Annotated in this window: 13 protein-coding genes; 9 read left to right on the top strand and 4 right to left on the bottom strand. The window is 71.8% G+C overall.

Annotation, left to right across the window (positions count from 1 at the left end; translation table 11 throughout):
- Positions 1 to 236: 236 nt before the first annotated feature.
- The 4 genes from ACWC91_RS16710 (at position 237) to ACWC91_RS16695 (ending at position 3700) form a co-directional block, all read left to right on the top strand.
- On the top strand, positions 237 to 686 hold the full coding sequence (locus tag ACWC91_RS16710; protein WP_225076657.1) for a nitroreductase family deazaflavin-dependent oxidoreductase: 450 nt from the start codon (positions 237 to 239) through the stop codon (positions 684 to 686).
- A gap of 195 nt (positions 687 to 881) precedes the next feature.
- Positions 882 to 1901: a glutathione S-transferase family protein gene (locus ACWC91_RS16705; RefSeq protein WP_450641628.1), complete on the top strand. Its 1020-nt coding sequence runs from the start codon at positions 882 to 884 to the stop codon at positions 1899 to 1901.
- Positions 1902 to 1951: 50 nt separating this feature from the next.
- Positions 1952 to 2251 (top strand): DUF4235 domain-containing protein, encoded by a 300-nt coding sequence (locus ACWC91_RS16700; protein ID WP_450641629.1) that lies wholly within the window; start codon positions 1952 to 1954, stop codon positions 2249 to 2251.
- Positions 2252 to 2749: 498 nt separating this feature from the next.
- Positions 2750 to 3700: an NADP-dependent oxidoreductase gene (locus ACWC91_RS16695; RefSeq protein ID WP_225076661.1), complete on the top strand. Its 951-nt coding sequence runs from the start codon at positions 2750 to 2752 to the stop codon at positions 3698 to 3700.
- 39 nt (positions 3701 to 3739) lie between these two features.
- Here the strand turns inward: ACWC91_RS16695 and ACWC91_RS16690 are convergent, their stop codons facing one another.
- From ACWC91_RS16690 to ACWC91_RS16680, 3 genes are all read right to left on the bottom strand, one after another.
- On the bottom strand, positions 3740 to 4123 hold the full coding sequence (locus ACWC91_RS16690) for an anti-sigma factor antagonist (protein WP_225076662.1): 384 nt from the start codon (positions 4121 to 4123) through the stop codon (positions 3740 to 3742).
- 255 nt (positions 4124 to 4378) lie between these two features.
- Complete coding sequence (locus ACWC91_RS16685; RefSeq protein ID WP_376500391.1) at positions 4379 to 5785, bottom strand: hypothetical protein; 1407 nt, start codon at positions 5783 to 5785, stop codon at positions 4379 to 4381.
- Between the two features lie 419 nt (positions 5786 to 6204).
- Positions 6205 to 7173 carry a ribose-phosphate diphosphokinase gene (locus tag ACWC91_RS16680; protein WP_450641667.1) on the bottom strand — a complete coding sequence of 323 codons (969 nt, stop codon included), beginning with the start codon at positions 7171 to 7173 and terminating at the stop codon, positions 6205 to 6207.
- Positions 7174 to 7362: 189 nt separating this feature from the next.
- On the opposite strand from ACWC91_RS16680, the gene ACWC91_RS16675 reads away from it, so the two are divergent.
- The 3 genes from ACWC91_RS16675 to ACWC91_RS16665 all read left to right on the top strand — a co-directional run bounded on the left by ACWC91_RS16675 (position 7363) and on the right by ACWC91_RS16665 (position 10134).
- Positions 7363 to 8025 (top strand): DUF4230 domain-containing protein, encoded by a 663-nt coding sequence (locus ACWC91_RS16675; protein ID WP_225076663.1) that lies wholly within the window; start codon positions 7363 to 7365, stop codon positions 8023 to 8025.
- Positions 8026 to 8201: 176 nt separating this feature from the next.
- On the top strand, positions 8202 to 8750 hold the full coding sequence (locus ACWC91_RS16670; RefSeq protein WP_450725951.1) for a VanZ family protein: 549 nt from the start codon (positions 8202 to 8204) through the stop codon (positions 8748 to 8750).
- A 127-nt stretch (positions 8751 to 8877) separates the two neighbouring features.
- Positions 8878 to 10134 (top strand): ricin-type beta-trefoil lectin domain protein, encoded by a 1257-nt coding sequence (locus ACWC91_RS16665; protein WP_225076664.1) that lies wholly within the window; start codon positions 8878 to 8880, stop codon positions 10132 to 10134.
- Between the two features lie 22 nt (positions 10135 to 10156).
- On the opposite strand, the gene ACWC91_RS16660 is transcribed toward ACWC91_RS16665, so the two are convergent.
- The gene (locus tag ACWC91_RS16660; protein ID WP_225076665.1) at positions 10157 to 10393 is read right to left on the bottom strand and encodes a hypothetical protein; all 237 of its coding nucleotides are present in this window, start codon (positions 10391 to 10393) and stop codon (positions 10157 to 10159) included.
- Positions 10394 to 10581: 188 nt separating this feature from the next.
- Between ACWC91_RS16660 and ACWC91_RS16655 the strand changes: the two genes are divergently transcribed.
- Both ACWC91_RS16655 and ACWC91_RS16650 read left to right on the top strand, forming a co-directional pair.
- Complete coding sequence (locus ACWC91_RS16655) at positions 10582 to 11601, top strand: PHP domain-containing protein (protein WP_450641631.1); 1020 nt, start codon at positions 10582 to 10584, stop codon at positions 11599 to 11601.
- Positions 11602 to 11727: 126 nt separating this feature from the next.
- Positions 11728 to 12756, top strand: a complete 1029-nt coding sequence (locus tag ACWC91_RS16650) for an SDR family oxidoreductase (RefSeq protein ID WP_450641632.1) — start codon at positions 11728 to 11730, stop codon at positions 12754 to 12756.
- Positions 12757 to 12776: the final 20 nt, after the last annotated feature.

Raw genomic sequence — 12776 nt, 5'->3', positions numbered from 1 at the left:
CGCAGGGGCGCCGTGTGCCCGCGAGGCGACGCCGCCCGCCCGTGAGGAATCCGCCCGCAGGGAGAGGCTGATCGACCGCGAGGAACGCGGCCCGCCCGCAGGGGGCACGGCCCGTCCGTGAGGCGGCGCGGCGTGCCCGGCCGGCGGTGTGGGCGCGGTGGGGATGAATCGTGGGGGTGCGGATGTTGAATGGCGTTGCACCATCAGTCACGGGATGCGACGAGAGGACGGCCGGCATGGCTCTTGAGGGCGAGTACGAGCCCAGCCCGACCCAGTGGGTGCGGGAGCAGGTGGAGCTGTACGAGAGCTCCGGTGGCACCAAGGGGACGACGCTGCTGGACACGGGACTGCCCGTGATCCTGCTGACCACCGTGGGCGCTCGGAGCGGCAGGATCCGCAAGACACCGTTGATGCGCGTGGAACACGAGGGGCGGTACGCCGTGGTGGCCTCCCAGGGCGGTGCGCCCAAGCACCCGTTCTGGTACTTCAACCTCAAGGCCGACCCCCGCGTCGAGCTCCAGGACGGTCCGGCCAAGCAGGACATGACGGCCCGTGAGGTCACCGGTACGGAGAAGACGCGGTGGTGGGAACGGGCCGTGGCCGCGTTCCCCCCGTACGCCGAGTACCAGGAGAAGACCTCGCGGGAGATCCCGGTCTTCGTGCTGGAACCGGCCGCCGGGAACTGAGCCGCGCGAGAAAGTCCGGCCGGGAGGCATGAGCCCGTCCCGTCCGGGCATGCGTCTGTAAGGCCCCGCCGCGCTCCCCCGTCGCGGCGGGGCCCCTTCGTGCCCGCCCGCTCCCGGCCACCGCGGCCCACGCCGTGCCGCCGGCGGATTTCGGGGAACGTGTTCACCAGGACATCCGTCGAGCAGGGAGGACACATGAGCGGCGGGGGTGAGGGCAACAACGCCTACGGCCACAAGGCCTTCAAGCGGTCCAAGAGCCACTTCGCGGACCGGATCACCGCCGACGGGCGGGACGGTTGGCCGGTGGAGGCCGGACGTTACCGGCTGGTTGTCAGCCGTGCCTGCCCGTGGGCGAGCAGGTCACTGGTCTCCCGGCGGCTGCTGGGACTGGAGGACGCCCTGTCACTGGCCGTCGTGGATCCGATCCAGGACGACCGGAGCTGGCGTTTCACACTCGACGCCGACGGCCGGGATCCCGTACTCGGGATCCGTTTCCTCAGCGAGGCCTACGACCGGCGGGAGACCGGCTACCCCGGCGGGGTGAGCGTGCCCGCGGTCGTCGACGTGCCCAGCGGCGAGCTGGTCACCAACGACTTCCAGCAGATCACGCTCGACCTCGCCACCGAGTGGAGCGCGCTGCACCGGCCCGGCGCGCCGGACCTGTACCCGCGGGCGCGGCGCGACGAGATCGACACGGTGATGGCGGAGGTGTACGAGGACGTCAACAACGGCGTGTACCGGGCGGGCTTCGCCACGAACCAGGAGGACTACGAGGCCGCCTGCGCGGGCGTGTTCCGGCGACTGGAGCTGCTGGCGTCCCGCCTGGCCGGGCAGCGCTACCTCGTGGGCGACACGATCACCGAGGCGGACATCCGGCTGTTCACCACGCTGGTCCGGTTCGACGCCGTCTACCACGGCCACTTCAAGTGCAATCTGTGGAAGCTCGCCGAGAACCCCGTGCTGTGGGCGTACGGCCGGGACCTGTACCAGACTCCCGGTTTCGGGGACACGGTCGACTTCGACCACATCAAGCGGCACTACTACCAGGTGCACACGGGCCTCAACCCGACCCGGATCGTGCCGCTCGGGCCGGACCTGTCCGGGTGGCTGAGTCCGCATCACCGCGAGGAGCTCGGCGGGCGCCCCTTCGGCGACGGGACCCCTCCGGGTCCCGTGAGGCCCGGCGAGGAGGTTCCGCCGCGAGGCCGGCCCTGACGGCCCCGGCGCCCGCACCGGCGACCCCCGTACCGGCAGAGGAGACACCGATGGCCAGGAAGAAGCACAAGATCCCGCTCGCCTACCAGCCCGTCGGCTTCGTGCTGGGCTGGGTCGGCGGCACGCTGGCGGGCTTGGCGTTCCGCGCGACGTGGAAGGCCATCCGTCACGAGGAGGAGGCTCCCGAGGCGCTCGACGAGGATCGCCGCTGGGGCGAGATCCTGCTCGCCGCGGCCGTCCAGGGCGCCATCTTCGCCGTCGTGCGCAGTGCCGTCGACCGGGCGGGCGCCACCGCCGTCGAGCGCTCGCTCGGCGTCTGGCCCGCCAAGGTCAGGGACGACCACGACTGACCCGCGCCGCCGTGGAAGCCCGGTTCCAACCAGGGGATGAATCGAACTCCTGCGGGGCAGGGCAGGGAACGGAGTTCCGCCCAAAAGGCGAAAGACCGCCCGGGCGGTCGGGTAGTCTGGCATCGCGCGTTGCGAGAGCCAAGCACGCGCAACTCCATTGCCTTGACGGGCAACCGGGCAGGTTCCGTCCCGGCTGGTGCTGAGAGCGTCAGCCTCGTTCGCTCGCTGGGCGAACGAGCTGCTTGAGCCAGGAATCCCCCTACTTCAGCTGGGGGAGGGTTCAACAGTGGCATGTCTCCTCCGTAGGGTCCGGTGGCGGGGCGTGAGTGTCCCGCCGCCCCTACTTCCCGGATATCCCGGCCCCGCGGATTCAGGCACGCGCCGCGGACGAACCCCGGCCGATCCGGCCACCCGTCAGGCGGTGGCAGCACAAGGAGAGTCCGGACCCGCGGGACGCGCCGCCGGATGAGCGGGCGGGCGCGGGCAGGCTCGTTCACCATGAACGGCATGGAGACGATGCGCGCGATCGGTCAGGACGTCCTCGGCGGTCCCGAGGTGCTGCGGGAGATCGAACTTGAGCGGCCCGTGCCCAGGCCCAACGAGGTGCTGGTGCGGGTGCGGGCCGCCGGGGTGAACCCCACGGACTGGAAACACCGGGCCAACGGCGGCTTCCTCGGCGAACCGCCGTTCGTACTGGGCTGGGACGTCTCCGGGGTGGTCGAGGCGACGGGCATCGGAGCCTCCCTCTTCCGGCCCGGGGACGAGGTCTTCGGCATGCTGCCGTACCCGTTCGGCCACGGCTCGCACGCCGAGTACGTGACCGCTCCGGCCCGGGCCTTCGCGCCGAAGCCGGACGCGATCGACCACACAGGGGCGGGCGCGCTGCCGCTGGTGTCGCTGACCGCGTGGCAGGCGCTGGTGGAGCGGGCGGATCTCCGGGCGGGACAGCGGGTGCTGATCCACGCGGCGGCCGGCGGAGTCGGCCATGTGGCCGTGCAGATGGCCAAGGCGCGCGGCGCGTACGTCTTCGGCACCGCCGGCGCGGGCAAGCACGACTTCCTGCGCGGAATCGGTGTGGACGAGCCGGTCGACTACCGCTCGACCGACTTCACCGAGGCGGTACGGGACGTCGACGTCGTGCTGGACACCATCGGCGGCGACACCTCGCTCCGTTCGCTGCGGGTGCTGCGCCCGGGCGGTCTCCTGGTGTCGATCCTGCCGGTCGGCTCCGACGAGCTCTACCACGAGGCCGAGCGGCTAGGCGTCCGGGCGGTCCGGATGCTCGTCGACGCCGACCACCACGGCATGGAGGCGATCGCGCGGCTCGTCGAAGAGGGCAGGCTGCGCGCCACGATCGCCGGCACCTTCCGGCCGGCCGAGGCCGCCAGGGCGCACGAGCTCGGTGAGAGCGGCCGCACCACGGGCAAGCTGGTCCTGCTGATGGACTGACATCCGGGGACCGGGCACACCGTCCGGCGATCCACCCGGTCACACGGAGCCGGACGCGGCCCCGTGCTGTTCCAGCGCCGCCTCCAGCGTCGGCTGCGGGGGCAGCAGCCGGGACAGCCCGGTGACCTTCAGGATGCGCAGGGTCAGCGGGTGTGTGCACACCAGGTGCAGCTCTCCGCCGTGGTCGAGGACCCGGCCGCGGGCCCGGTACAGCAGGCGCAGGCCTGAGCAGTCGAAGAAGTCCACCCGGCTCAGGTCGATCACGATCCGGGCACCGGGCCGTGCGGTGGCCCGGTCGATGTGGGGGGCGATCTGCGCCTCCGCGGCGATGTCGATCTCGCCGCGGAACTCCAGCACGGTGTGCCCGCGGTCCCGATGGACGCGCAGATGCCGGGTGAACGGCGGCGCAGGATCCTGCTGCACGACGGCATTCCCCTCCAACCGGCTCCAAGTACGACGGGCTCGGAGATCACAGCATCCCCCGACCCTCGGGGCCCAACACCCCTACTTGCTCAGCAAGTTACCCTCGTAGGAGTGAATTCCAGCATGTTCGGTTGACATATGTCTCCGAATTGCAGCCGACTGCGGCTGGGGAGTCGAGGAACATCCATGTCGGATCGTGCGCCGAGCGGGGCCGTCCTCATGGACGCGCCCCGCCGTTGGCACAGGCCGATTGGGTCACCAGTGGTGGTACTCGCAGCGCTTGTCGTGCTTGTGGCGCTTGATCTTGGTGAGGTCGGTGGCGGTGTGGGTAGTGGTGTCACCGCCCCCGGTGGCGGTGACGGTGTTCTTCACCCGCGCGTGGGCCCTGCAGGAGACGTCGACCTTCACGGTGATGCGAGGGTAGCCGCTCCCGGCTGGGAGGACGCCACTACGGGTGCAGGTGAGGGTCTTCAGAGTGCAGTTCCATCCCGTGCCACGGATGCTGTCGGCGCGGAGCCCGGCGGGGAGGATGTCGTGCACGGTGACCGTGGTGCGGTCGGTCGGGGCGGCCCCGGCGGCGTTGCCCACGGTGATGGTGTAGGTGCCGTGCCTCCCCTGGGTGAAGTGCCTGGTGTGGGTCTTGGTGACGGTCAAGGACGGGACCCTGTAGGAGATGATCACCTGGCCGTTGTGGTTCGCCGTCCCCAGCGTCGAGAGCGCGTAGCTCGTGCCGGTACCCGTGGGGGTGGCGAAGCTGCTGCCCCCACCACCCCCGCCCCCACCCGCCGAGGTGCCGCTCCTGTTGACGGCGCCGCTGCCGCCGCCTCCGCCGGCGAAGTACCCACCCCCACCGCCCCCACCGCCGGCGATGGCAGTGGCGGCGCAGCCGCCGTCGAAGCTGCCTCCGGCGCCGCCGGTACCGACCGTGGCACCGGAGAACCCACTCCCCGGCCCGCCGTTCGTGACCGCGCAGAGGGGAACGGTGCCGGCGGCCCCACTGGCACCGCCGGTACTGGTGCTGGTGCTGCCACCGCCCCCGCCCCGCCCCGGTGAAGCCCCGGGGCCGGTGGCGCTTCCCGCGGTTCCGCCGGTGGCATCCGGCGTTGTCCCGCCGTTGCCTCCGTTCCCTCCCGTCGAACCCGCTCCGGTGCCGCCGGCGGCACCGCCGCCCCCGGCGACCACCAGCAGGGAGCCGCCCGTGACGACGCTGGAGGCCCCGCCCCCACCCGGACCTTCGAAGTGAAAACCGGTGAGCGGGAAACTCCCCCCTGCGGCGCCGCCGTTGAACCCGCCGGCACCCGGCGTCCCGGTGCCGTTGCAGCCCTTGCCGCCGGTGCCGCCGACGTTGACGGTGAAGGTCGTCGGGGCGGTGGTTTGCGGGAGGGTGGTGACGACCCGCGCCCCCGTCCCACCGGTCCCCGTGACGGAGCAGGGAGTGCCGGTGTTGTCGGCGCCGCCGGCGCCGTCCGCGGTGATCGTGACCACCGCCCCCGCCGGAACCGTCAAGGTCTGCGGAGCGCCGGTGAAGGTGAAGGTATGCGACGGATCAGCCCTCTGCGTCCGCACCGGCACGGCCCCCGCCGCGGCGGCCACCGGTGGAGCCGAGGCCGCCAGCAGCGCCATACCGGACAGCAGCGCGCACCCCGCCGACACCACCCCCACACCGCCCTCCCCACGCCGTCCACCCGCGCCGACCGGTTCGGACGCACCGACGGCACGAACCGGGGTCGTTCCACCGGCCCGGGCCCTGAACACGGCCACGGGCCACTGACGTCTGGCCCGATACCGTGACAAATCACCCTGCCCGCGCGCACGAGCACTCATCTGCGGGTTCACCTCTCCTCACAGCAAGGCGCCCCGCCACCCCCTCGCGCGACAAGACGCAAGCATGACAGGACACCTGACGGAAAATCATACCAAAACACCATTAGATACCCTGATCCGATCACTTCGAGGTAGTGGGGCGATGAGAAACCTCGTGTGTCGCAGCGCCCCGCGCGAGCCGGCGAGAAGGATGAGTCACTTCATCGGCCCGGTGTGAAGATCGACAACATCAGATGTGCATGTTCCTCAGCCCCCGGCTACTCGGTGGGCGGTGCGTCGAACAGGGCGCTGACCGACTCGCCGTTGTGGATGCGGCGTACGGCCTCCGCGAGGGCCGGGGCGATGGACAGGATCCGCAGCTTGTCCTTGTGGGCCCGGTGCTCCTCGCCCCCCGCCGGCACCGGCACGGTGTTGGTGCACACGATCTCCAGGACGTCGCTCTGCTCGGTCAGCCGTTTGAGGGCGCCCGCCGCGAACAGGCCGTGAGTGCAGGCGACGCGGATGGAGCGAGGCCCCAACTCGCGTAGTCGGGCGAGCAGTTCGAGCACCGTACTGCCCTTGGCGATCTCGTCGTCCAGCACGATGACGTCCCGCCCGGCCACATCGCCGATGACGGAGCTGATGGTCACCCGGTCGTCGGCGTAGCGCTGCTTGGCCCCGGCGGCCACCCGGGCCCCGATCATCCGGGCGAACGCGGCCGCCTCCTTGGCGTTGCCCAGGTCCGGGGAGACCACGGTGGTGCGGGACAGGTCGTACTGCCGGAAGTGCTCGGCGAGTTCACGCAGCGCGTGCAGATGGTCGACGGGCACCGAGAAGAAGCCGTGCACCTGCGGGGCGTGCAGCGTCATCGCCAGCACACGGCTCGCGCCCGCCGCGACCAGCAGATCGGCCACCAGCCGGCCGCCCAGCGAGATACGCGGCGCGTCCTTCTTGTCGGAGCGGGCGTAGGAGTAGTGCGGCATCACGACGGTGATCCGCCCGGCGGAGGCGCCACGGGCCGCGTCGCACATCAGCAGCAGCTCCACGAGATGCTCCTGCACCGGCTTGACCAGCGGCTGGATGAGGAAGACGTCCCGCTCCCGGCAGTTCGCCCGGAGCTGCACCTCCAGGCAGTCGTTGGCGAACCGGCTGATCCGCGCCGGGCTGAGGGGCACACCCAGATGGGCGCAGACCTCCGCCGCCAGGTCGGGGTGGGCGCTGCCGCTGAACACCGCGATGTCTCGCACGATCCGCTCCTCGCTGATCATTTCCGACTCCCGGCTCATGCTACTGATCGCCCGCTGACGGGCCGCGGTACGCCGCCGCCGGGGCCAGGCGGGCCCCCACGGTCCGTCACCGACCTGTGCCCGGCCAACCGGCCTGTCTGGTCACGGATTTGGCGGGCATTCTCAGGAGGGAGGAAGGAGAACCGTGGGATGACGACTCCCCCCGAGCGAGCCACCCGGCGCATGCCCGGCTGGGCGAAGGCGGTGAGTGCCGTCGTGGTGGTGCTCGCGCTGCTGTTCGCCGGTGTCGCGCTGGCCGTGCTGCCCGGCATCAAGGACCTGTTCGGCACCGAGACGCACGACCGCTCGGGCCCCGCGCTCTTGAAGTCGATCCAAGACCTCAGTCGTTACGACGCCGCCTCCGGCAACTTCCAGGTCGTCGTGGACCTGGAGAAGGACAGCAAGTACCTGCCCGACGCCATCCGCGGCACCCGCACCCTCTACGTCGGGGCCGGCACCGTGGACGCCTACGTGGACCTCGGCCGGCTCGGCGACAAGGACGTGACGGTCGACGGCGACCGCACCTCGGCCACCCTGCGGCTGCCGCACGCACGGCTCGGCCGCCCGGCCCTGGACGCGGACCACTCCTACGCCGTCTCCAAGCAGCGCGGTCTGCTCGACCGTCTGGGCGACCTGTTCTCCGACAACCCCAACAGCGAACAGGCCGTACAGCGGCTCGCGGTCAAGCACATCGCCGACGCGGCGAAGGACAGCGGCCTGACGGCACGGGCCGAGACCAACACCACCGGGATGCTCGAAGGCCTGCTCAAGTCCCTGGGCTTCGAGGAGGTACACGTCACGTACGGGCCCTGAGCAGGCCCCCGCCCCGCTCCCCCGTAGTCCCTGGCCCGCTCGATCGTCCACGGCCGCGGCGGGCCTACACCGACCTCCGCGACGCGGGCCCGATGCGGGGCAGGGCAGGGCATCCTGGGTCGGTTCGCGGGTAACCGGCCTACAAGGAAAGGTAGTTGACGATCGGGAGGACCGGCATGGCCCGTGCGGCGATCAGTCCGCGTACCGTTTTCCGCCCGCGCAAGGGCCGGTCAGGGACCCGCGGGCGGCGGGCCGGAGGGGTCCGCCGCCCGCTGGCCTGGCCGCTGCGGCTGCTGGCGATGCTGTGCGCCTTCGCCTTCATGGTGGCGTTCGCGGTGGTCCTGGCAAAGCTGACGCTGGAGCCGTCGCCCGCGTCGGCGTCCATCGCGCACAGCAATCTGCGTCCGGGAAGCTCGCTTCGGGCCTATCTGGAAGGGGCGGCGACGCAGGAGGCGGTCAAGCAGAACGGCGGGAACGTGCTGCTCGGTGTGCCGTTCGGCGTGCTGGTGCCGGTCGTCGCGCCGGGGGCCCGCGGAGTGCTGCGGGTGCTGCTGCTGACCGCGACGGTGATGCTGATGGTGGAGTTCGCGCAGGGCGCCCTGATCACCGGGCGGGCCTTCGACATCGACGACGTCGTCCTCAACACCACGGGCGCGCTGCTGGGTCATATCCTCCTGGGCCGGCGGATGGGCCGGGCCGTGCACGCGCGCAAGCCGCGTGAGTGATGGCCGGAATTGGTCCGTACCACATATTGACGGCCCCTTATCTCACTCCTTGAATCAAGGGCGACACGTTCACCCCCCACAACTGATCGGCGGCCCGGGCCCGGGCCGCCGCACGGAAGGGAGAGCCGTGGCCCGTCCACGCCTGCTCCGCAGATGTCTGTTCGCCGCCCTGTCCGCCGTCCTGGTCGGCTCCGCCGCCGTCGGCCCGGCGCGGGCCGACTCCCCGAAGGCGGCCGCCCCCACGGCGGCCACCCCGAAGGCGGCCGCCGCCGTCACGTTCTCCGACACCTTCGACGGCCCCGCCGGCGCGGCCGTCGACTCCTCCAAGTGGCAGATCGAGACCGGCGACAACGTCAACAACCACGAACGGCAGTACTACACGTCGGGCAACAAGAACGCGGCCCTGGACGGCCAGGGCCATCTGGTCATCACCGCCCGGCGCGAGAACCCCTCCAACTACCAGTGCTGGTACGGCACCTGCCAGTACACCTCGGCCCGGCTCAACACCTCCGGGAAGTTCACCGCGCAGTACGGGCACGTCGAGGCCCGGATGAAGATCCCGCGGGGGCAGGGCATGTGGCCCGCGTTCTGGATGCTCGGCACGCCGGTCAACTGGCCGGACTCCGGTGAGATCGACATCATGGAGAACGTCGGTTTCGAGCCGTCCACCGTCCACGGCACGATCCACGGCCCCGGCTACTCCGGCTCGGGCGGCATCGGCGCGGGCTACACGCTGCCGAACGGACAGGCCTTCGCGGACGCCTTCCACACCTTCGCCGTCGACTGGGCGCCGGACTCGATCACCTGGTCCGTGGACGGCAACGTCTACCAGCGGCGCACGCCGGCCGACCTGGGCGGCAGGACGTGGGTGTTCAACAAGCCGTTCTTCCTGATCCTGAACCTGGCCGTGGGCGGCTACTGGCCGGGCGACCCGGACGGCTCCACCTCCTTCCCGCAGCAGCTCGTCGTCGACTCGGTATCGGTGACCACGAGCGACACGCCCGGCGGCGGCGCGATCCGCGGGCTGGCCGGCAAGTGCGTGGACGTGGCCGGGGCGAACTCCGCCAACGGCACCCCGGTGCAGCTCTACGACTGCAACGGCACCGCCGCCCAGCAGTGGACGGTCGCCTCGGACGGCACCCTGCGCGCACTCGGCAAGTGCCTGGACGTCACGGACCGCGGTACCGCGGACGGCTCCACCGTCCAGTTGTGGGACTGCGGCGGCGGCGCGAACCAGAAGTGGGTGGTCTCCTCGGCGCACGACATCGTCAACCCGCAGGCGAACAAGTGTCTGGACGTCACCGGAAACAACTCCGCCAACGGCACCCGGCTCCAGATCTGGACCTGCACGGGCGGCGCCAACCAGAAGTGGACGGTGGGCTGAGCCGGTGGACCGGCGCTGAGGGCTAGTGCACGGTCCAGGTGAACTTGTCGCCGCCGACCCAGCGGATCACGTCCGGATCGTCGAGGTCGTGGACGCTGATGCCGAAGGCGGCGGCGGCTTCGAGGACGTCGATGACGGTCTTCGCCTCGCCGACCACCTCACCGTCGATTTGCACGATACGGAAAGGCGGACTGCCCGGCTGCACGCCGAGTACGAGGATCCGCGGCCGCGCGATGTAGGGGGTAGCGACTTCGGTCATGCCATCCAGCCTAGAACGCCGACCGCGGCGACGGGTTTCCGGCAACGCCGGGCCCGGGGTTCCGCACCCCTGCGACGTCCGCCCCGACGGGCCGTCCCGGAAGCCTCCGGGGCGGCCCGTCCCGCGCCGTCCGGTGCCGTGTGGTGCGGTCCCGGTGGCGCCGGGGAACCCTGGGGGTGGAGGTGGCGATGGACCCTGTCGAGGCACTGGACCGGATCGCCTTCCTGCTGGAGCGGTCCCTGGCGCCGACCTACCGTGTGCGCGCCTTCCGCACCGCCGCCCGGGTGCTGTCCGGGCTGCCCGAGCACGAGGTGGCCGAGCGTGCCACGGCCGGGACGCTCCAGTCGCTCAAGGGCGTCGGCCCGAAGACCGCCCAGGTGGTGCGGGAGGCACTGGCCGGGCAGGTGCCCGGCTATCTGCGGAAGCTGGAGGACGAGGCGGACGAACCGCTCGTCGCGGGCGGCGAACGGCTGCGGGCACTGCTGCGCGGCGACTGCCATCTGCACTCCGACTGGTCCGACGGCGGTAGCCCGATCGACGAGATGGGCCGGACCGCGGCACGCCTCGGGCACGAGTGGGCGGTGCTCACGGACCACTCGCCGCGGCTGACGGTGGCCCGCGGGCTGTCCGCCGAGCGGCTGCGCGAGCAGCTGGAGGTGGTCGCGGAGCTGAACCGGACATGGGCGCCCTTCCGGCTGCTGACCGGCATCGAGTGCGACATCCTCGACGACGGCTCGCTCGACCAGGAGCCGGAGCTGCTGGAACGGCTGGACGTCGTGGTGGTGTCGGTGCACTCCAAACTGCGGATGGACGTCCGGTCGATGACCCGCCGCATGGTGGCCGCCGTGCGCGATCCGCACTCCGACGTACTCGGCCACTGCACCGGACGGCTGCTGACCGGGCGGGGCCGGCCGGAGTCGGAGTTCGACGCGGACGCGGTGTTCGCCGCGTGCGCCGGGACCGGCACGGCCGTGGAGATCAACAGCCGTCCGGAGCGGCTGGACCCGCCGCTGCGGCTGCTGCGCCGGGCCGTGGAGGCCGGCGTGTTGTTCTCCGTCGACACCGACGCCCACGCGCCCGGCCAGCTGGACTGGCAGATCCACGGGTGCGCGCGGGCCGAGGAGTGCGGGGTGCCCCCGGAGCGCGTGGTGACCACGTGGACCGGGGAGCAGTTGCTGGACTGGGCCCGCGAGCGCCGGACGCCGTGAGGCATGCCGCCCGCATGTCCCTCGGTGCTCGTCCGTGCGGTCCGCGCCCGTGCGGGTCCGCGTCGGCCCGCCGGGACCGGGTACTCGGTGGGCCGGACCGTCAGCCGCCGCCGAGAGGAGCCGAGGGTGAGCAGCGCTTCGGGCAGCCGGGTCGTCGTCACGGGCGCGACCGGCAATGTCGGCACGAGTGTCGTGCGGGTCCTCACCGAGGATCCGGAGATCGGGTCCATTCGGGGACTGGCCCGCAGGATCCCGCAGTGGTCGCCGCCGAAGACGCAGTGGTCGGCGGTGGACGTGTCCTTCGAGCAGTCCGGGCTGGCCGGAGAGTTCGCGGGCGCCGACGCCGTGATCCATCTGGCCTGGGCCTTCCAGCCCACGCACGATCCGGCGGCCACCTGGCGCACCAACGTGCTGGGGAGCATCCGGGTCTTCGACGCGGTGGCCGCCGCGCGGGTGCCGGTCCTGGTGCACGCCTCGTCGGTCGGCGCGTACTCACCGGGGCCGAAGGACCACGCGGTGGACGAGTCGTGGCCGACCCACGGCTGGCCGGACGCCGCGTACTGCCGGGAGAAGGCGTATCTGGAACGGGCCCTGGACACCTTCGAGCGGGACCATCCGGACGTGCGGGTGGTCCGGATGCGCCCGGCCTTCCTGTTCAAGCGGGAGTCGGCGAGCGAGCAGCGCCGGATCTTCGGCGGCCGGTTCCTGCCGGGGCAGCTGGCCCGGCCCGAGCTGATGCCGTTCCTGCCGGACGTCCCGGGCCTGCGGGTGCAGGCGCTGCACACGGACGACGCCGCCCGGGCCTACCGGCTGGCGCTCGCGCACGAGGTGCGGGGAGCGTTCAATCTGGCCGCCGAGCCGCCGCTCGACGCGCAGGTGCTGGGCGAGCTGCTCGGCTCACGGCCCGTACGGCTGCCGCGCACCGCCGCCCGCTCGGCGATCGCGGCCGCGTGGGGGCTGCGCCTGCTGCCCGCCTCCCCCCAGCTGTTCGACGCGGTCCTCCACCTTCCCCTGATGGACTGCGCCCGGGCCCACACCGAACTGGGCTGGCGCCCGGAGCGTACGGCGACGGAGGTCCTCCAGGAGTTCCTCCAGGGGTTGCAGCGGGGCGAGGGCGAGGACACGGAGCCGTTGCGGGGCCGCAAGGTCGGGTGAACCGGGCCCGCATCGGCGGG

It is taken from the genome of Streptomyces sp. NPDC001204, from assembly GCF_053598035.1.
Note: the sequence above shows the minus strand (reverse complement) of the source record. Positions and strands in the feature narration are given on the sequence as shown.